We start from the raw sequence: 22,500 nt of genomic DNA on the forward strand, positions 1-22,500 counted from the left end.
AACTCCAGGCCCTGGTTGAGCTTTTCACGGTTGGAGAGCAGGTCGTCGAGATCGCTCTTGCCGATGATCGACCGCAGGGAGGTCTGCGCCATCTGGGAGACGGCGAAGCGGTAGTCCTCGACCGTGACGATCGCGTCGGCCGCGTCGACGACCTTGAAGTAGACGACCGCGTCGACGCGCACGGTCACGTTGTCGCGGGTGATGCCCTCCTGTGCGGGCACGGGCATCGTCACGATCTGCATGTTGACCTTGCGCAGCCGGTCCACGAACGGGATCACCATGGTGAAGCCGGGCGCCCGCACATCACCGACCACCCGCCCGAGGCGGAAGACGACCCCGCGCTCGTACTGCTTGACGACCCGTGCCGCCGCGGCGACGTAGACCACGCAGGCCGAACCGGCCGCCACGCCCGCCACCACTAGTTCCTGGAGCATCCTGACCCCCTCGTCGAGAGGTCCCTTCGTCTGCTCCTGCAAGGGTATGCCCGGTGTCCGCCCCGGGGCCACGACAGCCTGGGAGCGGACACCGGGGCCGCGCCTAGGCGGCCGTGACCTTCACCGGCTCGGTGCCGGCCGCGCTGTGCCGCTCGGCCCAGTTCTCCAGGGCCGTACGGCAGGCGTGGTCCAGGTGGTGCAGGCCGGAGAGGTGCAGTTCGACCGGCCGGTCCTGGGGGAGTGCCTCCAGGCTGTCGAGGATCTTCGGCAGCCGCAGGAAGGTCGCGTTGCCCGACAGATACGCCTGGACGGGGCCGGCGCCCTTGTCGACGACGTCCAGCTTGATGTGCGAGGCCTCCCACGCCGTCTTCGCGACGGCCAGCGCGAGCCCGATGAGCACGCCCTCGAACATGCTGACCGCGACTATGGAGAGCGCCGTGACGACCAGGATCAGCGCCTCGCCCCGGTGCTCGCGCCACAGCGACACGATCTCCCGCACCGGGATCAGCTTGGCGCCGGCGTGCACCAGGATGCCTGCCAGGGCCGGGATCGGGATGTACGCGAGGACGTCCGGCAGCAGCGCCGCGAACAGCAGCAGCCATACGCCGTGCAGCACCCGGGACGCCTTCGTCCGCGCGCCCGCCTGCACGTTCGCCGCGCTGCGCACGATCACCGCGGTCATCGGCAGCGCGCCGAGCAGCCCGCAGACCGTGTTGCCCAGGCCCTGCGCGACCAGTTCCCTGTTGTACTCGGTGCGCGGCCCGGAGTGCAGCCGGTCCACCGCCGCCGCGCTGAACAGCGACTCCGCGGACGCGATCAGCGTGAACGCGACCACCGTGCCCAGCAGACCGACCTGCGCCAGCTCACCGAACTCGCTCAGCGGCGGCGGCTGGAGCGAGCCGAGCAGTCCCTGCACCTCGACGGTCGCCACCGGCAGCCCGAGGGCGAGCGCGGCGAGGGTCGCGAGTCCTACGGCGGCCAGCGGACCTGGCACGGTGCGCACCTTGGCAGGCAGCCGCTTCCACAGCACCAGGACGGCGATGGTGGCGGCGCCGAGCGCCAGCGAGGCCAGCGCTTCCGTCTTCCCGGCGGCATCGACGAGCGCGCCGGGCAGCTCGACTATCTTGTCCAGCCCCGAGGCGGGGGCCTTCGCCCCCGCCACCGAGTACAACTGCCCGGCGATCAGCACCAGTCCGATGCCGGCCAGCATGCCCTCGACCACGGAGACCGAGATGGCCCGGAAGTAGCGCCCCAACTTCATGACACCCATGAGGACTTGGAGCACTCCGGTGGCGAGCACGATGACCCCGAGGGCGGGCAGTCCGTACTCCCGCACCGCCTCGAAGACCAGCACGGTCAGACCGGCGGCGGGCCCGGACACCTGGAGGCTGCTGCCCCGCATGAGTCCGGTGACGAGCCCGCCCACGATGCCGGTGACCAGGCCGAGTTCGGCCGGGACACCGGAGGCGACGGCCACGCCCACGCAGAGCGGGAGCGCGACGAGGAAGACGACGAGGGAGGCGGCGAAGTCCTCCCGGAGATGAGGGAACTTGGTCGACATCGCCGCGCTCACAGGGCCTTGAAGGCGTCGAGGGCCGGGTCGTGCACCTGGACGGCGCCGGTGTGGACCTCGTAGAACCAGGCGTGCAGCGTGAGTTGACTGCTCGTCAGCTTCTCCTCGATGTAGGGGTACGAACGCAGCCTCAGCAACTGCGTCAGGACGTGGCTCTGTACGCCCTCGGACACGGCCGGGTCCTCGACCGCGCCCTGCGGCTTCGGAGTCGCGTGGGTGAGCCAGTCGCGCACGGCCGGTACGGCGGTCAGGTCGTCACCGCGCACCAGGGCGCCGACCGCGCCGCAGTGCGAGTGGCCGCAGACCACGATGTCGGAGACGCCGAGGACCTCCACGGCGTACTCGATGGTGCATGCCTCGCTCGTGGGGTGCTCGGAGGCGTACGGCGGGACGATGTTGCCCGCGGTACGCAGCTCGAAGAGCTGGCCGGGGCGGGCGCCCGTGATCAGGGCCGGTACGACCCTGGAGTCGGAGCAGGTGATGAACAGCACCTGGGGGGACTGGCCTTCGGCCAGTCCGGCGAACTCCTCAGGGCGTTGTCCGAACGTACGGGCGTTGTCGATGAGGGGCTGCATGGCGTGTGGACTCCTCCTGGCGCGCCCTCGGGGCGCGTCGGGCTTGCATGACAGTTGTGCGTGGGGGAACTGACTGCCTGCGCCGCTCTCAGCAGCGGAAGACCTGAAGTGCCGCCGGAGAGTGGGCTGTCGAGGATCTCGATGTGCGATGGTGCGCCGCGCCGGGCGCCACCGGTGTGCGGACGGCCGCCGGGTCCTGCGCCAGCAACGGGCGCTCGGGCGCCTCGGGCCCGCAGTCGGCGGTGCGGTATCGGTCGCGGAGCAGCAGCGGGGTGGTGGGGTTCCCGGTCGCGCCGCAGTCGCGGAAGGTGACGGTCTCGGCGCGCAGGGCCTTGCCGGCGAGCTTGGGGCCGGGCTGTGCTTTGGCCTCCGCATGACGGGCTGTGTGCGCGGTTGCGAAGGACGCGGTGGGAGTGAAGAACTGGAGGGCGAGCAGGACGGCGGTGAGCAGGGTGATCACGGTCCGGACCGTCTTACCTCGGAACACTCCGCCCCCTCCCCGCAGTTCACGCCTCTTGTCCTGGCCAAGGGTTGGTCAATGGCTGGTCAAGTAGAACGGTAACCCAGTGAAGTAGTTTGCAGGGTTAACGGAGCGTTTCCGATTCAAGAGAGCGTGAAAAGCGCGCCTGGGCTGGCGTGAACTAGGCGTTTACGACGAGGCCCTTGGCGTCCCGGGCGAGTGCGGTGAGGCGGGAGATCGCGCGGAAGTACTTCTTGCGGTAGCCGCCGTTCAGCATCTCCTCGCTGAACAGCTTGTCGAAGGGCAACCCCGAGGCCAGGACGGGCACTTCACGGTCGTAGAGCCGGTCCGCGAGGACGACCAGCCGCAGGGCGGTCGACTGGTCCGGTATCGGCTGGACGTCGGTGAGGCAGACGGCCTTCAGGTCGTCGGTCAGGGCGCCGTAGCGGCTGGGGTGGACCTTGGCGAGGTGGGCGAGCAGGTGCGGGAAGTCGTCGAGGGAGGCGCCCGCCGTGGCGTAGGCCGCCTTCGTCACCTGCTCGTCGGTGAACGGCGCCGGGGCCTGCGGCAGACCGCGGTGGCGGTAGTCGTCGCCGTCGATGCGCAGGGAGCGGAAGTGCGCGGACAGGCCCTGGATCTCACGCAGGAAGTCGACGGACGCGAAGCGGCCCTCGCCGAGCTTGCCCGGCAGGGTGTTGGAGGTGGCGGCGAGCGCCATGCCCGCGTCGACCAGCCTGCCGAGCAGGGTCGACACCAGGACGGTGTCGCCCGGGTCGTCCAGCTCGAACTCGTCTATGCACAGCAGACGGTGGCCCGACAGCGTCCGCACCGTCTGCTGGAAACCGAGGGCGCCGACCAGGTTCGTCAGCTCGACGAAGGTGCCGAAGGCCTTGAGCGCGGGCTCGGCCGGGGTCGCGTGCCACAGGGAGGCCAGCAGGTGGGTCTTGCCGACGCCGTAGCCGCCGTCGAGATAGACGCCGCGGGGGCCCGTGGGGGTCTTGGGCGCCTTGCCCCTGCCGAAGCCGAGGAAACCGCGCTTGGCGGTGCCGGCGGCGTGTGCCCCGCCGAGGCCGGCGGCGAAGGTCTCCAGGACGCGGACCGCCTCGGTCTGGCTCGGCTGGTTCGGGTCCGGGATGTACGTGGCGAAGCGCACCGAGTCGAAGCGCGGCGGCGGCACCATCTCGGCGACCAGCCGGTCCGCGGGGACGAACGGCTCACGGGCGCACAGGGACAGCGGGGCCGCGTCTGCTATCGGGCTGGTCCCGGAGGCGGCTGAGGAGGACGACACGGTTCACCACTCTAAAGGCCGTGCCACACTGCACGACATGCGACGCCTGTTCCCTGTGACCGACGAAACAGCAGCCCAGGCCTCGAACGGGGCCCCTGATGCGCGTGTGACGGACCAGGAGTGGGGGTTCCCGGAGCTCGCGGAGGCCTACGCCTACCCGGTCGGCAACGGCCCCTGGCTGCGCGCCAACATGGTGTCCACGCTCGACGGGGCGGGCCACCACGAGGGCCGCTCACAGCCCATCTCCGGGCCCACCGACATGCGGATCTTCGGCATCCTGCGGGCGCTGGCGGATGTCGTGGTCGTCGGCGCCGAAACGGTACGCCAGGAGGGTTACCGGCCCGCACGCGCGCGTGCGGAGTTCGCGGCGGCGCGGGAGGCGGCGGGGCAGGGGCCGGCCCCCGTGATCGCGGTCGTCACCGCGAGCCTCGACCTGGACTTCTCGCTTCCGCTCTTCGCCTCGCCCCTGGTGCCGACGCTGATCATGACGGGCGCCGCGGCGGCGCCGGAGCGGGTCGCCGCGGCGGAGAAGGCCGGCGCCCGGGTCGTGGTCGCCGGTGACGGCATGGGCGTGGACCCCGCACGGGCCGTGGCAGCGCTCGCGGAACTGGGGCACACCCGGCTGCTGACCGAGGGCGGACCGCGGCTGCTCGGGCAGTTCGTGGCCTCCGACGTGCTCGACGAGCTGTGTCTGACCCTCTCGCCGATGCTCACGGCGGGGGAGGCCCAGCGGATCGCCGGAGGGCCGTCGGTCGGGGTCCCCCAGCGCTTCGAACTGGTGTCTTTGCTGGAAGAGGCCGGGTTCTTGTTCGGTCGCTACCGTCGGACCTGAGTGCGGGCGGAATGATCCGTTCCGTTTCGCTTTCGACGGGCACACTAAATCCGGCAGTACCCGTGCGATCACGGGGCAGGATGGTTTCCGCAGGGTCTCGACGGCCCACGGAGGAGAGAGGGCCCGCGGGTCCTCGGAGGAGAAGGGGCGCCTGGTGTTCACAAGCGTACTGATGATCGAGAAGGCCCTTACGTCCGCCGACGTGGAGTTCGTCACCACCTTGCACGGTGACGAGACCGTCTCCTTCCACGTGCTGCTCCAGCCCCGCGGCGACCAGGCGGACCGCCTGCTGCGGGCCATCGACGACGTCGCCCTCGGTGAACTCGACGAGGCGGCGCACGAGCGGGAGACCCCCGAGGGCAAGGACGCGGCCGCACTCGGCGCGCAGGCGCTGTCGGTGTCCCTGGAGGCCCTGCACGCGGCCGGGAGCGCGGCGGAGGGGCGGCTCATCGAGGACCACCCGCTGGACGCCCTGAAGACCCTGGTGGACGAGGTCGGCGCGGACGAGGTGATCGTGCTGACCGACCCCCACTACGTGGAGGAGTTCTTCCACCGGGACTGGGCCTCACGCGCCCGGCACAAGGTCGGCGTACCGGTGCTGAAGCTGTTCTCGCACAGCAAGGAGTAGCGAGAGTACGGCGACCGACGGGTGTCCGTGATTGTCGGTGGCACCGAATAGGCTGGCCGTCGAACATCCGCCGTACCCGTACGGAACCAGCACGCACAGGGAGACACACATGGCACCCGGCCTTCCCACCGCCATGGACCGACCGCACTTCATCGGCATCGGCGGGGCCGGGATGTCGGGGATCGCCAAGATCCTCGCGCAGCGCGGGGCGAAGGTCGCGGGCAGCGACGCCAAGGACTCCGCGACCGCCGACGCCCTGCGCGCCCTGGGTGCCACCGTGCACATCGGACACGCGGCCGAGCACCTCGCCGACGACGCCACCTGCGTGGTCGTGTCGTCGGCGATCCGTAAGGACAACCCCGAGTTGGCCCGCGCGGCCGAGCTGGACATCCCGGTCGTCCACCGCTCGGACGCCCTCGCCCGCCTGATGGACGGGCTGCGCCCGATCGCCGTGGCGGGCACCCACGGCAAGACGACCACCACGTCGATGCTCGCGGTGTCGCTGTCCGAGCTGGGCCTTGAGCCCTCGTACGCGATCGGCGGCGACCTGGACGCCCCCGGTTCGAACGCGCTGCACGGTGACGGCGAGATCTTCGTCGCCGAGGCGGACGAATCGGACCGCAGCTTCCACAAGTACGCCCCCGAGGTCGCGATCGTCCTCAACGTGGAGCTGGACCACCACGCCAACTACGCGTCCATGGAAGAGATCTACGAGTCCTTCGAGACCTTCGCGGACCGGATCGTGCCGGGCGGCACCCTGGTGATCTCGGCCGACCACGCGGGCGCGCGGGAGCTGACCCGCCGAGTCTCCGACTCGGTGAAGGCGGTGACGTACGGCGAGGCGGAGGACGCCGACGTGCGGATCCTCTCCGTCCTCGCGCAGGGCCTCAAGAGCGAGGTGACCGTCCTCCTCGGCGGCCGGGAACTCACCTTCACCGTCTCGGTCCCCGGCCGCCACTACGCGAGCAACGCCGTCGCGGCCCTCGCCGCGGGCGTCGCCCTCGGCATCCCCGCCGAGGAACTCGCGCCCGCGCTGGCCGCGTACACCGGCGTGAAGCGGCGCCTCCAGCTCAAGGGCGAGGCGGCCGGCGTCCAGGTCATCGACTCCTACGCCCACCACCCCACGGAGATGACCGCGGACCTGGAGGCGATGCGCGCGGCGGCCTCCTCCTCGCGGCTGCTGGTCGTCTTCCAGCCCCACCTCTTCTCCCGCACCCAGGAGCTCGGCAAGGAGATGGGCCAGTCCCTGGCCCTGGCCGACGCCTCGCTGGTCCTGGACATCTACCCGGCCCGCGAGGATCCGATCCCCGGCGTCACCAGCGACCTGATCATCGAGGCCGCGCGCGCGGCCGGCGCCGACGTGACACCGGTCCACGACAAGGCGGCCGTCCCCGAGGCCGTCGCGGGAATGGCGAAGCCCGGTGATCTGGTTCTCACCATGGGAGCGGGCGATGTGACAGACCTCGGCCCGCGGATCCTGGACCGTCTCGCGAAGTAAGGGGCTGAGCTTCATGTCGTACGACGTCGAAAAGCCGGACGAGGAATGGCGCGCGGAGCTGAACCCGGCCGAGTACGCGGTGCTGCGGCAGGCGGGCACGGAGCCGGCCTTCGTCGGTGAGTACACCGACACCAAGACGACGGGCGTCTACTCCTGTCGCGCCTGTGGCGCCGAACTCTTCACCTCGAACGAGAAGTTCGAGTCCCACTGCGGCTGGCCGTCCTTCTACGACCCGAAGGACACCGACGCGGTCGAACTGCTCCAGGACCGCTCGCACGGGATGGTGCGCACCGAGGTGCGGTGCGCCCGGTGCGGATCGCACCTCGGCCACGTCTTCGAGGGCGAGGGCTATGCCACGCCCACGGACCAGCGGTACTGCATCAACTCCATCTCGCTGCGGCTGACACCGGACGAGGACTGACCTTTCGTATCTGGGCCACGGGGCGACGCTCCGTGGCCGGGCAACCCCTCGTCGCCGAGTTCCCACGGACTCTATGCTCGTTCGCGGCCGAGGGCCCCGGGGGCCGGGCGGACCGGCCGCACACGTCGTCGCAGTCGGCAGGGGGGACCCGGTGCGTACACGTTTTGCCGTACTCGGACCGGTCAGGGCCTGGCGCGACGACACGGAACTGGCGCTGGGACCTCCCCAGCAGCGCGCTCTGCTCGCGCTGCTGCTGACCCAGGCGGGGCATCCCGTCGCCGTCCACGAGATCGTCGACGCCCTGTGGGGACAGGACCCGCCGGACAGCGCCGTCAACGTCGTCCAACGGCATGTCGGAGCTCTGCGGCGGCTGCTCGAACCCGACCTCCCGGCCGGCGGCCGGTCACGGTGGCTGGTGCGCGGCTCGGGCGGCTACCGCCTCGAAGTCGCCCCCGACGATCTCGACCTGCTCCGCTTCCGCGCCCTGCGGCAGCGGGCCGCACAGGAGGGCCAACCTTCCACCGCCACAGGGCTGTTGATCGAGGCGCTGGCCTTGTGGCGAGGGCCGGCCGCCTCCGGGATCGCGGCCGAGGTGAGGTCCCACCCGGCCTTCGCCGCCCTCGACGACGAGCACCTGGCCGCCGTCAAGGAAGCCGCCGAACTCGCCCTGGAAGCCGGACCGGGCCTGGGCGCACGGGTGTTGGTGACGCTCCGGCAGGCCGCGGCCCAACACCCGTTGGACGAAGGGCTGCAGTCCGGACTGATCCTGGTGCTCGCCGCCACCGGCCATCAGGCCGAGGCCCTGGACGTCCACCGGGCCGTACGCGCCCGGCTCGCGGACGAGTTGGGGGTGCGGCCGGGCCCCGAACTGCAGGCCGCCCTGCAGCGGGTCCTCGGTCCTGCGCATGCCCCACGTGCCGTGACACCGGCCGCGGACGCAAGGCCCGTCGAGGGTGCGGAAGGGAACGCCGACACCGGGGCGGCCCGCCCGGAAGCCGTCGCCACGATCCGTCCCGCCCAACTCCCCGTGGATCTGCCCGCCTTCACCGGCCGACGCAGTGAACTCGCCCATGTCCGGGAGCTGTTGCTCGCGTCCGACACACCGGCCTCGACGGTGGTGATCAGCGCCATCGGTGGCATGGCCGGCGTCGGCAAGACGACCCTGGCGGTGCACTGGGCGCACAGCGTCGCCGACCGCTTCCCCGACGGGCAGCTCTACGTCAATCTGCGCGGCTTCCATCCCAGCGGTTCGATCATGAGCGCGGCCGAGGCCATCCGGTCGTTCCTCGACGCGTTCGGCGTCCCCGGGCAGCGCATCCCCGCCGGTCTCGACGCACAGGCCGCGCTGTACCGCAGCCTCCTCGCCGACCGGCGCGTCCTCATCGTGCTGGACAACGCCCGCGACACCGAGCACGTCCGCCCCCTGCTGCCCGGCGCACCCGGCTGCCTGGTCGTCGTCACCAGCCGCAACCAGCTCTACGGCCTGGTGGCCGGCGAGGGCGCGCACTCGCTGACGCTGGACGTGCTCACCGAGGCGGAGGCGCGCGAGTTCCTGTCCCGCCGACTCGGTGCCGAACGGATCGCCAAAGAACCCGACGCCGTCGCGGAGATCATCACCCTGTGCGGCCGGCTCCCCCTGGCGCTGGCCGTCGTCAGCGCCCGCGCGGTCGTGAACCCGGCCTTTCCGCTCGCCTCCATCGCCGCCGAACTCTCCGACAGCGAGGACAGCCTCGACGCGTTCGCCGGAGAGGCCCCCGCCGCCGACGCCCGCAGCGCGTTCTCCTGGTCGTACCAACTCCTCAGCCCCGCGGCCGCCCGGGTGTTCCGCCTCTTCGCCCTGCACCCCGGCCCCGACTGCTCGCTCGCCGCCGTCGCGAGCCTCGCCGGGCAGCGGGTCGGTCAAGTCCGGCCGGTACTCGCGGAGTTGGCCCGGGCGCACCTGATCTCCGAACCCCTGCCGGGCCGTTACGGCTGTCACGAACTGCTGCGCGCCTACGCCGCCGAGCTGACCCGGGCCCACGACACCGAGCTGACCCGGGCCCACGACACCGAGCGGGATCGGGACACGGCCCGGCGCCGCATGCTCGACCACTACCTGCACGCCGCGCACATGGCCGACGCCCTGCTGGTGCCCACCCGGGACCGCGTCCGACTGAGGCCTCCCATACCCGGGGTGACCGTCCCGAGGCTGCCCGACCAGGCGGCGGCGATCGACTGGCTGGAGGCCAACCGCTCCGCCGTGCTCGCCGCGATCGAGGAGGACGCCCGGCACGGCGGCGGCGAGCACAGTTGGAAGCTGGCCTCGGTCATGGAGCTGTACCTGGACCGGGGCGGCCGTTGGCCCGAGCAGTTCGCCGCACAGACAACGGCCGTCGAGGCGGCGCAGCGCCTGGGCGACATATCCGGCCAGGCATTCGCCCACGCGGCGCTCGGATTCGCCGGCGGTCGCCTCGACCGGCGGGACGAGGCCGACGCACATCTGTCGCGCGCCCTGGAACTGTTCGGAGAGATCGGCGACCAGGCAGGCCGGAGCAGGACGCTGCGCAGGCTCGCCTTCCTGGCCAACGGGCGGGGACGGCACGAAGCGGCCCTCGACCACTACGCCGAGGCGCGCGCCCTGTGCCGTGCGGCCGGGCGGTACAACGACGAGGCCGGTATCGCCAACGAGGTCGGCTGGACGTACATCCTGATGGGCAAGTACGAGGACGCCCTGACCGAGTGCGGCCTCGCGATCTCGGCCCACCGGGAGAGCGGCGACCGCAACGGCGAGGCCGCCGCCCTGGACAGCCTCGGCTACGCCTATCACCATCTGCACGACTACGACCGGGCGCTCGACTGCTACGAGCAGGCGCTGCGCCTGTACCGGGAGATCAGCGACTGCTACCTGCAGGGCGACACCCTGGTGCACATCGGCGACACCCGCCGCGCGGCCCACCAGGACACGGAGGCCGCGCTCGCCTGGCGCGCGGCACTCGGCATCCTCGACGCGCTCGGCCACCCGGACGCCGAGCAGGTCCGCGGCCGGCTGAACGACCTCGCCGAAGCCGAGAGGTCCCCCGGACAGTAAAAAGTCAGCGTCCCGAAAGCGGGCCCTGCCTACGCTCCCCGCTCCGCTCCGCCCGGAGCCGGAAGCGCGTACGGCATTCCCCTTCAGGACTGGAACATGACCTCCACCACTTCCGCGGACCTCCCCACGACCGCGCACCGCAACCAACTGCTGCGCACCATGATGTCCGACCACGCGAAGGCCCTTCTCGCCTACGCCGACAAGCTGTTGAACGACCGTCACATGGCGGAGGACATCGTCCAGGAGACCCTCATCCGCGCCTGGCCGCACGCGGAACGCCTCTACAGCACCGAGGGGTCGGTGCGCGGCTGGCTCCTCACGGTGACCCGCAACCTCGTCGTCGACCGGATGCGCAGCGCCGTCGCCCGCCACGAGACCATCGGCGCCGAGGACCGGGACGTGCCCCTGCCCGACCACACCGGCGCCGTGCTGGCCTCGGTGGAGGCGACCGGCCTGCTGCGGCGGCTGTCCCACGAACACCGGGAGGTCCTGCTGCACACCTATCTGTGCGGCCGGACCGTGCAGGAGACGGCGCGCGTCCTCGGCATACCGGCGGGCACCGTCAAGTCCCGCCGGCACTACGCCCTGACCATCCTGCGCGCCGAGGCCGGCAAGGGACTCACGCCGGAACGGTGAGCCGTACATCGAGGACCGGGATGTCGACATGGCCGTCGGCGTCGGTGTGCCAGCGCCAGTGCGCGCCGTTCGCCTCGCCGTACACCAGGCCGGTCCAGCCCGCGCCGCCGGGGCCGCACAGGGCGGCCAGTTCGGCGGCCTCGCGCTCGCCCGGCGTTCCGGCCACCACGACCAGCCCCCGCACCGGCCGGCGTCCCGCGCCGGCGCGCACCGTCCCGCGCCCCGCGTCGGGTGCCACCGGAACGGGGGCCTCGACCCGGGGAAGCTGCCGCAGCTCCGCCGGCACGGAGAGCGGCGGCGCGCCGTCCGCTCCGCGCAGCACGGTCACCGCGGTGTTCGGCCGGGTGCGCGCGATCTCCGCCAGCAGATTCTGTACGACGTCCCGGGCCACGGCCTGGTCGCCGCCCACACTGAGGACGCCGTCCAGCCGGCTGAGATCCACGAACACCGGCTCGTCGTCGGCGTCCGTGCCCGCCCGGACGAGACAGGACGTGGCGATCGAGGACTGTGCCGCTGGTGCGGTCCCGTCGCCGGGGTTCAGCCAGCCGGGGGCGGCCGCGGGGCGACGCCAGCGGGTGCTGTCGATGTTCGTCCACGGAGCGTCGACCGTGTCGGAGGCGGTCAGCCACACCGTCACGCCGGAACCGTCGACGCGCAGCGCGTGCACCGGCCGCTCGGGCCGCTGCCGGTCGGGCCCGAACTCGCCCAGGACGCCGTAGGCACGGCGTACCGACTCCGCGTCGGTCGCGAACCGGCGGCCCGTCGCCCGGCGCAGCGTCAGCCGGCGCCGGCGCCGCATCGGCTCGCCCAGCCTGTCGACGGCGCGCCGTACGGCGGCGTACGCGGCGCGCACCTTCCGCCGGCCCACGATGCCCGCGGTGATCAGGGCGAGCAGGATCGCGCCGAGCAGCGCGATCGCCGCGGCCAGCGGGAACGTGAACGCCGCGGACTGTCCGCTGCTCGGCGCGGCCGACTGCTGTCCCGAACTCGGGGCGGCGGAAGCGGAGTTCTGGCTCCCGGTGTCCCGGGCCAACTGCACGTCGGGGCCCGAGGCGTCCTGCGGCAGCCGCAGGATCCAGCCGGGGTGCAACTGGTCGTCCGCACTGTTCAGCGCCCCGCCGTCCTTCTGCGCCTGACCGCGGTTGAGGTCGAGGATCTCGCCGGCCCGCGCCGCGTCGCCCAGTGTGGCCGCCGCGATCGACTGAAGGGTGGCGAGCTGCCCGCCCGTCTCCGCCGGATCCGGGACCACGAACACCTTGACCAGGTCGTCGGCCGCGGGCGCCGCGCTCGCGGAGGCGGTGCCGAGCGCCATGAGACACGCCGCCAGCAGCGCCGCGAAGGCGTGCAGGAGCGTCCGTGGCAGGCGCCGCGCCCTGTCGGTCGCCGGCCCAGGGCCTTTGCCGTTGCTCATCGTGTCCACCCATGCCCTCCGAGGTTCCGTTGCACCGACTACACGGAGCCGCCCGGCGAGAACGTTCGATGCGAAGTCGGTGTGAACCTTTCCGGACACCGACCCCGTGTACCTGGCGACCACACGTCACAGGCAGCGCACCGGGGGATCGCAATGGCACGTCGGCACTCCAGGCCCGAGGACTTCCAGCTCGTCGGCATGGACGCGGACCCGACACCCGGCGACCCCGACCTGATCCAGGGCGTGATGCAGCGCTACCGCGACATCGGCGACGCCGCGGAGAAGGCGCTGAACGTCCTGAAGAAGGACGGCACCATCTCGCAGGGCCGCGGTTCGGCGATGGACGCGCTGAAGAACAAGATCGGCGACGATCTCCCGGACAAGCTGACCAAGACCGTGACCTCCTACCACGACGCCGCCCAGGCCTACAGCGACTACATGCCGAAGCTGCGCGAGGCCCAGGACACCTTCGACCGGGCCGTGGACCAGGCGCAGTCCGCCGCGCCGCAGGCGAACCAGGCGCCCAAGGAACTCGGCGCGAATCCGACCGACACGGAGAAGTCGCAGGCGCGCAGCACCCAGGACGCCATCGACGCGGGCCGGGCCCAACTGGGCGCGGCAAAGAGCCTGGCCGAACAGGCCAGGACGATGCGGGAGAGCGCGCAGCGGCAGTGTGCCGAGGTGCTGGACCGGGCGGCCCAGGAGGCGATTCCGGAGCGGAACATCTTCCAGAAGATCGCCGACTTCTTCAAGGACTTCCCGTTCGTCCAGATCCTGCTCGCCGCCCTCGTCGCCGTCGTGGCGGTGTTCTTCCCGGTGGTCGGCGCGCTGCTCGGCGGGGCGCTGTTCCTGTTCAACCAAGTCGTCGCCAGCCAGACCGGGGGACTCAAAGCCGGTGACTTCATCCTCGGTCTGATCGGGATCGTCCCCGGCGGCGCCCTGCTGAAGCTCGGCGGCAAGGCCGTCCAGGCGATCGCTCCGGCCGCCGTGGCCGCGGTGAAGGGTTCCGGGTTCATCACCAAGGCCACCGGGACGATCACCAAGATCAGTGAGTCCCTCACCAACAGCAAGATCGTCAGCGGTGTCCTCGCCAACCCGGTCGGCAAGGTGGCCGCGGACGTCACCGGCAAGTTCCTGACCAACTCGGCGCTGGAGGCGGCCGGGAAGGCGGCCAACGGCGACCAGATCACGGCCGCCGGCGTGTTCGCCGGAGCCGCCGCCGGTGCCGTGGCCGGCGTCGCCTTCAAGGGCGGCCTCGGCGCGATCGGCAAGGCGCGCGGGAACCCCGCCGTGGAGACGGGCAAGGGCGGCCGGTTCGGCGACACCTCGGAACCCTCCGTCGCGGACAGCGTGGGCAAGCGGGCGGGCGACCAGCTCGGCAACTTCGTCGAGGAAGGCGCCACCCTCGGCACGAAGATCGGTGTCGGGGTCGCCCAGGGCGGCGACCTCAACGAGGTGGCGGCCGGTGAGATCGCCAACTCCGCGGCGAAGCTGGCCGCCGGGCCGGTCGGCACGGCGGGCCTCGGCCACGTGGTCGAGGGCCTCACCGACAAGATCCCGATCAAGCCCGGCCCCAAGCCGGCGCCCGTCGTACCGCACGTGCCCCCGGCCCAGCCGCCGGCACCCGTACCCCCGCCGCAACCTCCGGTGCCGCCGCCCCCAGTACCCACGCGCCCGGTGCCGCAGGTTCCGGTGGATCCCGCCCATGTGCCGTTGCCGGATTCGCCCACCCGCCCGGTACCGCCGCCTCTGGCACCGCCGCGTCCTGAACCGCCGATCCCGGTGGATCCCGCCAACGTGCCGCTCCCGTCCTCGCCCACCACCCAGGACGGCGGTGGTACGGGGCGGCCCGCCGTTCCGCCGATCAACACCTCCGACGCGCAGTCGGACGCCGGTACCGGCGTCGCGTCACCGTCCGACGGGTTCGTCACCGCACCGACCAGCCCCACGTCGTCCGACGGGTTCGTCACCGCACCGACGAGCCCCACGGGCGGCCCCGACACCGGCGACGGCAACTAGCCGTTCGCCGCCCCCAGACCTCCGTCCCCGAAGGGATGGACCGCACCACCAACCACCAGCAAGGAGTACTCCCATGCCCAATTACGCAGTCAACTCGGACACCACCGCGTCCACCTCGCAGGCCCTCCTCAACGACTTCTCCCAGCTCCAGGACAAGCTCAACGAGGTCAAGGGCAAGATCTCCACCCTGCTCGCCGACGGCTACAGCACGCCGGCCGCCCAGCAGAAGTTCTCGCCGTTCTTCGACGAGTTCGCCAAGGGCTTCGACCAGGTCAACCAGGGTCTACAGGGCATCGGCCAGTACGTGAAGGCGGTCGGCGAGGCCTTCGACCAGACCGACAACCAGCTCGGCTCCAACCTCGGCTGATCCATCGGCCCGGCCCGTCGCCACGGCGGGCGGTGCCGTACCTCCACACCAGAAGGATGATGAGCAGTGCGATTGACCGTCAGCGTTCGTGATCCGCAGGTCGAGGGGGTGTCCACCACCGTCGCCGTGGAAACCGAACCCTCCGCGCAGGCGGGCCGGTTGGCAGCCGAGCTGGCACGCGCCATCGGGTATGCGGGGGCGGCGGCGGGGGAGCCGCCCCTCTACATCGGCCCGACGCCCGTCGAACCGCACGCCACCCTTCAGGCGGCCGGTGTGCGCGACGGCATGGACCTCGGACTCGGCGCTCCCGTGCCCCGGGAGCCCGAGCCCGAGGGGCGTACCGAGGTCCGTGTGGTCTCGGGACCGGGCGCCGGAACCGTCTTCCGGCTCGTCCCGGGCGACTACGACATCGGCAGCGGCCCGGTGTGCCGGGTCCGGCTCGCCGCGGGCACGCCCGCCCTCGCCGCCCGGGTCCGGGTCCGGCTCGACGGCAGCGCCCAACTCCTCCTGACCGACGGGGCGTTGCTCGACGGCAAGCCCGCACCGGCGCCGTCCCCGTGGCGGGAGGGCAGCCAACTCGCCGTCGGCGACATCCTGTTGGAGCTGACCTCGCGGCGGACGGCCCGCGCCCCGCTGACCCCGGCGCAGGACGGTCTCGGCCTGGAGTTCAACCGGCCGCCGAGGTTCCTGCCGCCCGCCGCGGGCGCCAAGTTCCGGCTGCCGACCCCACCGGTCAAGCCCGACAAGCGGCCCATCCCGCTGCTGCCGATCCTGCTGGTGCCCGCGGCCAGTGCCGTGATCGCCATCTTCGTCACCCACCGCTGGTCCTTCGTCTTCATCGCGCTGCTCTCCCCGATCGCCGCCCTGATCACCCAGTTCGGCGGACGCAAGCAGGCGATGCTCAAGTACCTGGAGAAGAAGGAGGAGTACGAGCAGACGCTGGCCCGCGTCCGCGCCGACATCGACGCCGCCGTACTCGCGGAACAGCACAACCTGCGCCTGTCGCTGCCCGATCCGGCCACGCTGCTGCAGATGGCGGTCCAGCCCTCGGAGCGGCTGTGGGAACGCCGTTGGCAGGACCCCGACTTCCTCTCCGTCCGCGTCGGCACCGCCGACCTGCCCTCGTCCATCAGCGTCGACGACCCCGACCAGGACGAGCACCGGCGCTCCACTGTGCCGAGGCTGAACCAGGTGCCCGTCAGCGTGGCGCTGCGCAGGGCCGGGGTCGCGGGCGTCGCCGGACCGGGCGCGACCCGGCTGGCCGGCTGGCTGGCCGCCCAGGCCGCCGCCCTGCACAGCCCCACCGACCTGCGCCTCGTCGTCCTCGCCGGACCCGACGGGGAACGCGACTGGTCCTGGATCCGCTGGCTGCCCCACACCCAGGCGCAGGGCGAGGACGCCTACGCCCTGATCGGCTCCACCGCCGAGTCCCTGGCCCGGCGCATCGGCGAACTCGGCCAGCTCGTCGCCTCCCGGATCGCGGCGGGCCCCGACATCACCCGCGGCGGAGCCAACGGCTACCCCGACGTCCTCGTCGTCCTCGAACAGGCGCGCCGCGCCCGCTCGTTGCCCGGTGTGATCGCACTGCTGCGCGACGGCCCGTCCGTGGGCGTCCACACCATCTGCATCGACCGCGAGGAGCGGCTGCTGCCGGAGGAGTGCGGCGCCGTCGTCGTCACCGAGGCGGACGCCACCACCTGCCGGGTGCGCACGGGTTCCGGCGCCGCGCTGGAGAACGTCCGCACCGACTCGCCCGAGTCCGACTGGTACGAGCACTTCGCCCGTGCCCTGGCCCCGCTGCGAGGTGTCGGCGACAGCGACGAGAGCGCACTGCCCGGCGCCGTACGCCTGTTGGACCTGCTGCGGGTCGAACCGCCCACCGCGGAGGCCGTGGTGGCCGGCTGGTCCCTCGGCGGCCGCAGCACCAGGGCCGTCCTCGGGGTCGGTTACGACGGTGAGTTCGCCGTCGACCTGGTGCGCGACGGCCCGCACGCCCTGATCGCCGGCACCACCGGGTCCGGCAAGTCCGAACTGCTGCAGACCCTGGTCGCCACCCTCGCGGTGGTCAACCGGCCCGACGAGATGACCTTCGTGCTCGTCGACTACAAGGGCGGCAGCGCCTTCGCCGAGTGCGCCGACCTGCCGCACACCGTCGGCCTGGTCACCGACCTCGACACCCGGCTCGTGGAACGGGCGTTGGTCTCCCTCGGGGCCGAACTACGGCGCAGGGAGACCCAGTTGGCGCAGGCGGGGGCCAAGGACATCGAGGACTACCTCGACAAGCGCTCGCGCGGCGGCAACGTACTGCCGCCGCTGCCCCGACTGCTCCTGGTCGTCGACGAGTTCGCGTCCATGGTGCGCGAACTGCCCGACTTCATCTCCGGGTTGGTCAACATCGCACAGCGCGGCCGGTCGCTCGGCATCCACATGGTGCTCGCCACCCAGCGTCCCGGCGGCGCCGTCACTCCGGACATCCGCGCCAACACCAATCTGCGGATCGCGCTGCGCACCACCGACACCTCCGAGAGCCGGGACATCATCGACGCGCCCGACTCCGGCGACATCTCCCCGGCCACCCCCGGCCGCGCCTACGCCCGGCTCGGCCCGTCGGCGCTGCTGCCCTTCCAGTCCGGCCGCGTCGGTGGCCGCAGGCCCGGCGGGCAGCCCGCCGAAGGCACCGAGGTGGCCGTCCGCGCGGAGCCGGTGACCTGGCAGAACCTCGGCGGCCCGCTGCCGAGTTCGCGCTCCAGGGGCGGTTCCGGGGCGGCGCGGACCGAGGCCGTCACCGACCTCGCCGTGCTCACCGGAGCCATCGCCCAGGCGGCCCGGCTCGCGGACGTGCCACGCCAGCCGAGCCCCTGGCTGCCGCCCCTGCCCGCCCTGCTCCCCTGGACGGCACCGCCCTCGCCCAAGCCCACCGCCGAACGCGAGGCGGCCCTGCCGGCCGTCGAGTACGGCATGGTCGACCTGCCCGCACAGCAGACCCGCACCGCGCTGGTCCTCGACCTCGACCGGGCCGGCCATCTGCACATCGTCGGCTCGCCCCGCAGCGGACGCTCCCAGACCCTGCGCACCCTGGCCGCCGCCCTCGGCCAGGCCCACGGCGCCGACGACGTCCACCTGTACGGAATCGACTGCGGCAACGGCGCGCTCAACGCCCTGACCGCGCTGCCGCACTGCGGCGCGGTCGTCGACCGCAACCAGATCGAGCGCCTCGGCCGACTGCTGGACCGGCTGGGCTCCGAACTCACCGCGCGCCAGAGCATTCTGGGCGCGCGGGGCACCGCCGACCTGTCCGAACTGCGCGGGAACCAGCGCCCCGAGGAGCGGCTCGCCCACATCGTGCTGATGGTCGACCGGTTCGAGGTCTTCGAGCGCGAGTTCGCCTCCTACGACAACGGCAGCTACCTGGAACGCATGATCCGCCTGCTGCGCGACGGAGCGGGCGTCGGCATCCATGTCGTCCTGGCCGGTGACCGGGTGCTCGGCAGCAGCCGGTTCTCCGGCACCACCGAGGACAAGATCGTCCTCAGGCTCAACGACCGCCAGGACTACTCCAGCGTCGGCATCCCCACCAAGTCCGCGCCGACCGACCCGGCGCCGGGACGCGGCACCCGCACCCAGGACCTGAGCGAGGTACAGCTCGCGGTGCTCGGCGAGGACCTCTCCGGCAGCGCGCAGGCCGAGGTCCTGCTCGCCCTGGGCCAGGAGCTGACCGCGCGCGAGGCCGCCGTCCCCGTCGAGCGCCGCCCGATCCGCCTCGACGTGCTCCCCGACCGGGTCACGTACGACGAGGCGCTCGCCCTGCACACCCGGGGCGGGCCGATGCGCCCGCTGGTGGCCGTGGGCGGCGACGTCCTCACGTCACTGGGCCCCGACCTGACGGACGTACCGACCTTCGTGATCGCGGGCCCGCCGCGCACCGGACGCAGCACCGCCCTGCTCGTCGCGGCGGAGTCGGTGGTGGCCGCGGGCGCCGGCCTCATCGTGCTGGCACCCCGGCGCTCGCCGCTGCGGCAACTGCTGGGGCGGCCCGGTGTCGCCGCCCTCATCACCGACGCCGAGGTGAGCGTCGACGCGTTCCGGCAGACGCTGGGCAGCGTGCCCGAGGAGTGCGGCGTGATCGTCGTGGACGACGCCGAACTGTTCATGGGGGCCGAGATCGACTCCGACCTGGCGCTGCTCGCACGCGGCGGCGCGGGAGCCGGCTGGGGCGTCCTCGCGGCCGGCAACGCGGAGTCGCTGGCGCTGAGCCTGGCGGGCTGGATGGGACAGGTGAAGCGCAACCGCACCGGCATGCTGCTCTCCCCGCAGGGACTGAGCGACGGCGAGGTCATCGGCGTGAAACTGAGCCGCGGCGTCGTCGGACAGGCCCCGCAGCCGGGCCGGGGCCTGCTGCACCTGGGCGACGGCACACTGCGCTCGGTCCAGGTACCGCTGCTGGAAACGGAAATCTAGAAGCGGGAGTACACGAGCGAAGGGCGGCCGGACCGAAGTGGTCCGGCCGCCCTTCGGCGTGGTTCAGGCGGCGACGCCGTCCGGGGAGACCTGGACACCGCCGTCGGTCACGAAGCGGAAGGTGCAGGTGATGGCGTCGAAGAGGTCGTACACCTCGCTCTTCAGCGGCAGGTTGGGGCTGGCGAGGGTCACCACGAGGAAGTCCTCCGTGCTGCCGGGCACCGGCATCATCGTGTGCATCGTCAGCAGCTTGACGTCGATGTCCCCGGTCAGCCGTGTCACCTCGGTGCCGGTGACCCGGGCCACCGTGCCCACATGGGGCACCTTCGCCGACGTGATGACCCGGTCCTTGGGCGCCACCCCGTTGGCCGAGGAGACACCGAGCCGCGCGGACAGCACGGGGAGCGTGAGCTCCTCACCCCTGGGCGTGGTGACGGCGAAGACCATGCCGTACGCCATGAAGAGGCCCTCGTCGTACATCGTCGCGGTGCCCGCGGCCAGCAGCGCCCCGTAGCGGCGGGCCGACCTCGTCACCTCCCGGCCCTGCCGGAACATGTCGTTGACCCGGGCCTTCTCCCGGGGGTCGTCGGTCGCGGCCAGGGCCTGCGCACGGGTCCTGGCCAACTCCTCGCCGCTCAGGTCGACCTGGTCCCAGGAGTCCGGAATGTCCAGCAGAAAACGCTGTGCGGTGTTCATCGGTCAGTTGCCGCCTTGTCCGTTGTCGAGGTTCGACACCGCGTCCTGGTCGGTCTTCTCGAAGGAGTCCAGGATGTTGCCGATGGCGTCCTTGATGCCCACCACCTGTTTCTGCAACTGGCCCTTGCCGTCGTTCCACTTGTTCTCGAAGTTCTGGGCGGAGCCGCGGGAGAGCTCGGGCCCGAAGGCCGCGTCGAAGTCGAACGTGTTGTGTCCGATGTCGATGAAGTCGTGCACGAAGCCCAACATGTCCTGGGCTTCCTTGAGTTCACTCCCGGGGATGTTGACGTCCGACGCCACGGCGGGCCCCCGTTTCTGTGCGGTGAGGATGCGTCTCTGTCCTGCTCTGTCCTGAACACGAGGCCCGAGGCCCGAAACGTTCACCGCCGTTGAACCTTTGCCGGGGGCTGTCTCGTGTTGTCCACATGACCCCGCTCCTGACCCGCCCGCTCTCCTCCAAGAGCACCGCGCGCCGTACCGCCGTCGCCTCCCTGCTCGCCCTGTGCGGCGTGGCGAGCCTCTCGGCCTGCGGCAAGACGATCTCCATCGGCGACAGTCCGGCTCCCGCCTCGTCCCCGGCCTCGTCGGCCGCCCAGGCGTCCCCCTCCGCCTCCTCCTCGGCCACGTCGTCGGGTCAGGGCGGGGGCAACTCGGCGCTCCAGGTGGTCGATTCCACGGCGAAGGACGCCGGCCTCACCGGCACCGGCGGGACCGTGGTCGGAGCGGTGGTGCAGGAAGCGCCGCCCAAGTGGGTGCAGTTGTCGGCGGTGACCTCGTCGTCGCTCTCCTCACCGCACCTGATCAACATCAACCAGGCGGCGCTGTACCGCTTCGACAACGACACCGCCGCCCCGAACCAGTCGACCTGCAACGACGCCTGCGCGGTGAAGTGGCCGCCGGTGACCATCCAGGAGGGCGGCAACGTCTATCTGGCGGGCGTGGACGCGAAGGAGGTCGGGGCCATCCGCCGTAAGGACGGTCAGGTCCAGATCACCGTCGGCGGCCTGCCCGTCTACCGCTTCTCGGGCGACAGCCGGCCGGGCGACCTGAACGGCCAGGGCGTCGGCGGCACTTGGTTCGCGGTGGGCCCGACCGGGAACAAGGCGACGAGCTGAACCCGCCGCCCGGGCCCACGAGTTGAGCCTATGATCCGGTCGTCCCGAAGGTGATCCGGTAGTAGCAGGCCCCCTTGCACGGCATCGTCGCCCCGTCGTCGAAGGCGTACGAATAGGCGTAGGGGGCCGCCCGCTTGAAGACCTGGGTGTAGTCCACGGGCCACTTCGCCGGGACGCAGTTCTCGCGGCCCGCCCAGGCGCCGCGACAGCAGTACGTGTCGCCGCCGAACGCCGCGCACGGCGGCTTGCAGCCGACGACCTGGCCGCCCGAGACGGCCCGCATCGCGGTGGGGCAGTCGACGTCCGAGGTGCAGACGCCCTTGTAGCAGCCGGTGGAGGAGACCGGGTCGACGGTCGTGGTGTGCGAGATGTTGATGTACATCGGCAGGTTCGAACCGTCGACCATGCTCACGTCGTAGAAGTCCATCCCCGCGTACGCGTCGAAGGTGAACTCACCCAGTGTGGTGGGCGGGTTGGGGCCGTCGCACACGCTGGTGCAGTCGCCGGTCGCGCAGTGCCCGGCGGCCGTCGTGGTGCAGCCCGTGCGGCCCCAGATACGGCCGCCCCAGTTGTTCGCCACGGTCACCGACAGGCTCTGGCCCGGGGCGAGTTCGCGGCCCTTCGGGTAGATCGAGGTGTTGGTGACGATCGCCCAGACCGTCTTCGGGGTGCGGTTGACGACGGTGATCAGGCGCTTGCCCACCGGGGCCGTCGAGGGTTGTCGCGCCGTCTCGTTCACCTTGGCGGTCGGCTTGGGCGTGCTCTTCTTCGATACGGCTGCCTTGGGCGTGGGGGAGGCCGATGCGCTGGGGCTGGGCGAGAGCGAGGGTGAGGGTGAGGCCGAGGTGCTTCGGGATACGGACGGGCGCGCGGCCGAATCCTGGTGGGCCGTCGTGCCTGTGCCGTTCGTCCCGGAGGGCGTCCACGCGCCGTAGGTGATCAGCACGGTGGCGGCCGTCGCGAGGGCGGCCGCCGCGACGTACCACCAGCGGCGGTCGGGTCGCTGGGGGCTCACGCGGTGT

The 22,500-nt window shown here is 71.9% G+C and carries 19 protein-coding genes; 10 read left to right on the forward strand and 9 right to left on the reverse strand.

All coding sequences use genetic code 11. The features are described from left to right. The 5 genes from ABZT04_RS17270 to zapE all read right to left on the reverse strand — a co-directional run. A partial coding sequence (locus ABZT04_RS17270) for an SPFH domain-containing protein (RefSeq protein ID WP_356057273.1) occupies window positions 1–434 on the reverse strand: 434 nt, incomplete at its 3' end. Between the two features lie 103 nt (window positions 435–537). After that, window positions 538–1,995, reverse strand: a complete 1,458-nt coding sequence (locus ABZT04_RS17275) for a SulP family inorganic anion transporter (RefSeq protein WP_356057275.1) — start codon at window positions 1,993–1,995, stop codon at window positions 538–540. Window positions 1,996–2,003: 8 nt separating this feature from the next. Then, the gene (locus ABZT04_RS17280; RefSeq protein ID WP_356057277.1) at window positions 2,004–2,582 is read right to left on the reverse strand and encodes a carbonic anhydrase; all 579 of its coding nucleotides are present in this window, start codon (window positions 2,580–2,582) and stop codon (window positions 2,004–2,006) included. Between the two features lie 88 nt (window positions 2,583–2,670). Further along, window positions 2,671–3,069, reverse strand: coding sequence for a hypothetical protein (locus ABZT04_RS17285; protein WP_356057279.1), 399 nt, complete (start codon window positions 3,067–3,069; stop codon window positions 2,671–2,673). Between the two features lie 154 nt (window positions 3,070–3,223). Beyond that, window positions 3,224–4,330, reverse strand: a complete 1,107-nt coding sequence (gene zapE / locus ABZT04_RS17290; protein WP_356057281.1) for a cell division protein ZapE — start codon at window positions 4,328–4,330, stop codon at window positions 3,224–3,226. A 37-nt stretch (window positions 4,331–4,367) separates the two neighbouring features. On the opposite strand from zapE, the gene ABZT04_RS17295 reads away from it, so the two are divergent. From ABZT04_RS17295 to ABZT04_RS17320, 6 genes are all read left to right on the forward strand, one after another. Continuing rightward, the gene (locus ABZT04_RS17295) at window positions 4,368–5,162 is read left to right on the forward strand and encodes a pyrimidine reductase family protein (protein ID WP_356057283.1); all 795 of its coding nucleotides are present in this window, start codon (window positions 4,368–4,370) and stop codon (window positions 5,160–5,162) included. Window positions 5,163–5,316: 154 nt separating this feature from the next. Next, complete coding sequence (locus ABZT04_RS17300; protein ID WP_356057285.1) at window positions 5,317–5,790, forward strand: indole-3-glycerol phosphate synthase; 474 nt, start codon at window positions 5,317–5,319, stop codon at window positions 5,788–5,790. A 109-nt stretch (window positions 5,791–5,899) separates the two neighbouring features. Next, window positions 5,900–7,288 carry a UDP-N-acetylmuramate--L-alanine ligase gene (murC, locus tag ABZT04_RS17305; protein WP_356057287.1) on the forward strand — a complete coding sequence of 463 codons (1,389 nt, stop codon included), beginning with the start codon at window positions 5,900–5,902 and terminating at the stop codon, window positions 7,286–7,288. A 13-nt stretch (window positions 7,289–7,301) separates the two neighbouring features. Further along, window positions 7,302–7,709, forward strand: coding sequence for a peptide-methionine (R)-S-oxide reductase MsrB (gene msrB, locus ABZT04_RS17310; protein ID WP_356057289.1), 408 nt, complete (start codon window positions 7,302–7,304; stop codon window positions 7,707–7,709). Between the two features lie 151 nt (window positions 7,710–7,860). Then, window positions 7,861–10,776, forward strand: coding sequence for a BTAD domain-containing putative transcriptional regulator (locus tag ABZT04_RS17315; RefSeq protein ID WP_356057291.1), 2,916 nt, complete (start codon window positions 7,861–7,863; stop codon window positions 10,774–10,776). A gap of 96 nt (window positions 10,777–10,872) precedes the next feature. Then, on the forward strand, window positions 10,873–11,412 hold the full coding sequence (locus ABZT04_RS17320; RefSeq protein ID WP_356057293.1) for a sigma-70 family RNA polymerase sigma factor: 540 nt from the start codon (window positions 10,873–10,875) through the stop codon (window positions 11,410–11,412). Here ABZT04_RS17320 and ABZT04_RS17325 read toward each other — a convergent pair. Beyond that, window positions 11,396–12,823 carry a hypothetical protein gene (locus tag ABZT04_RS17325; RefSeq protein WP_356057295.1) on the reverse strand — a complete coding sequence of 476 codons (1,428 nt, stop codon included), beginning with the start codon at window positions 12,821–12,823 and terminating at the stop codon, window positions 11,396–11,398. The two genes, ABZT04_RS17320 and ABZT04_RS17325, sit on opposite strands and share 17 nt — an antisense overlap. Before the next feature lie 153 nt (window positions 12,824–12,976). Here ABZT04_RS17325 and ABZT04_RS17330 point away from each other — a divergent pair, with 153 nt between their 5' ends. The 3 genes from ABZT04_RS17330 to ABZT04_RS17340 all read left to right on the forward strand — a co-directional run bounded on the left by ABZT04_RS17330 (window position 12,977) and on the right by ABZT04_RS17340 (window position 19,667). Beyond that, window positions 12,977–14,842, forward strand: a complete 1,866-nt coding sequence (locus ABZT04_RS17330) for a putative T7SS-secreted protein (protein ID WP_356057297.1) — start codon at window positions 12,977–12,979, stop codon at window positions 14,840–14,842. Between the two features lie 73 nt (window positions 14,843–14,915). Beyond that, entirely contained in the window at window positions 14,916–15,209 is a 294-nt protein-coding gene (locus tag ABZT04_RS17335; RefSeq protein WP_019063359.1) for a WXG100 family type VII secretion target, read from the forward strand. A gap of 66 nt (window positions 15,210–15,275) precedes the next feature. Further along, complete coding sequence (locus ABZT04_RS17340; protein WP_356057300.1) at window positions 15,276–19,667, forward strand: FtsK/SpoIIIE domain-containing protein; 4,392 nt, start codon at window positions 15,276–15,278, stop codon at window positions 19,665–19,667. Window positions 19,668–19,730: 63 nt separating this feature from the next. Here ABZT04_RS17340 and ABZT04_RS17345 read toward each other — a convergent pair whose 3' ends face one another. Both ABZT04_RS17345 and ABZT04_RS17350 read right to left on the reverse strand, forming a co-directional pair. Beyond that, window positions 19,731–20,363, reverse strand: a complete 633-nt coding sequence (locus ABZT04_RS17345) for a hypothetical protein (protein WP_356057302.1) — start codon at window positions 20,361–20,363, stop codon at window positions 19,731–19,733. A gap of 3 nt (window positions 20,364–20,366) precedes the next feature. Continuing rightward, entirely contained in the window at window positions 20,367–20,663 is a 297-nt protein-coding gene (locus ABZT04_RS17350; protein WP_356057304.1) for a hypothetical protein, read from the reverse strand. A gap of 125 nt (window positions 20,664–20,788) precedes the next feature. Between ABZT04_RS17350 and ABZT04_RS17355 the strand changes: the two genes are divergently transcribed. Beyond that, the gene (locus ABZT04_RS17355) at window positions 20,789–21,478 is read left to right on the forward strand and encodes a hypothetical protein (protein WP_356057306.1); all 690 of its coding nucleotides are present in this window, start codon (window positions 20,789–20,791) and stop codon (window positions 21,476–21,478) included. Window positions 21,479–21,506: 28 nt separating this feature from the next. Here ABZT04_RS17355 and ABZT04_RS17360 read toward each other — a convergent pair whose 3' ends face one another. Further along, entirely contained in the window at window positions 21,507–22,493 is a 987-nt protein-coding gene (locus tag ABZT04_RS17360) for a thaumatin family protein (protein WP_356057308.1), read from the reverse strand. Window positions 22,494–22,500: the final 7 nt, after the last annotated feature.

The sequence above is a fragment of the Streptomyces sp. NPDC005492 genome, assembly GCF_040605995.1.
In the GTDB taxonomy this organism is placed as follows: Bacteria; Actinomycetota; Actinomycetes; order Streptomycetales; family Streptomycetaceae; genus Streptomyces.

Coding starts and splice junctions, on each gene's coding strand:
- ABZT04_RS17355 (WP_356057306.1), top strand. CDS start 20,789: ATGACCCCGCTCCTGACCCGCCCGCTCTCCTCCAAGAGCACCGCGCGC.
- ABZT04_RS17275 (WP_356057275.1), bottom strand. CDS start 1,995: ATGTCGACCAAGTTCCCTCATCTCCGGGAGGACTTCGCCGCCTCCCTC.
- ABZT04_RS17325 (WP_356057295.1), bottom strand. CDS start 12,823: ATGAGCAACGGCAAAGGCCCTGGGCCGGCGACCGACAGGGCGCGGCGC.
- ABZT04_RS17345 (WP_356057302.1), bottom strand. CDS start 20,363: ATGAACACCGCACAGCGTTTTCTGCTGGACATTCCGGACTCCTGGGAC.
- murC (WP_356057287.1), top strand. CDS start 5,900: ATGGCACCCGGCCTTCCCACCGCCATGGACCGACCGCACTTCATCGGC.
- ABZT04_RS17335 (WP_019063359.1), top strand. CDS start 14,916: ATGCCCAATTACGCAGTCAACTCGGACACCACCGCGTCCACCTCGCAG.
- ABZT04_RS17330 (WP_356057297.1), top strand. CDS start 12,977: ATGGCACGTCGGCACTCCAGGCCCGAGGACTTCCAGCTCGTCGGCATG.
- msrB (WP_356057289.1), top strand. CDS start 7,302: ATGTCGTACGACGTCGAAAAGCCGGACGAGGAATGGCGCGCGGAGCTG.
- ABZT04_RS17320 (WP_356057293.1), top strand. CDS start 10,873: ATGACCTCCACCACTTCCGCGGACCTCCCCACGACCGCGCACCGCAAC.
- ABZT04_RS17295 (WP_356057283.1), top strand. CDS start 4,368: ATGCGACGCCTGTTCCCTGTGACCGACGAAACAGCAGCCCAGGCCTCG.
- ABZT04_RS17280 (WP_356057277.1), bottom strand. CDS start 2,582: ATGCAGCCCCTCATCGACAACGCCCGTACGTTCGGACAACGCCCTGAG.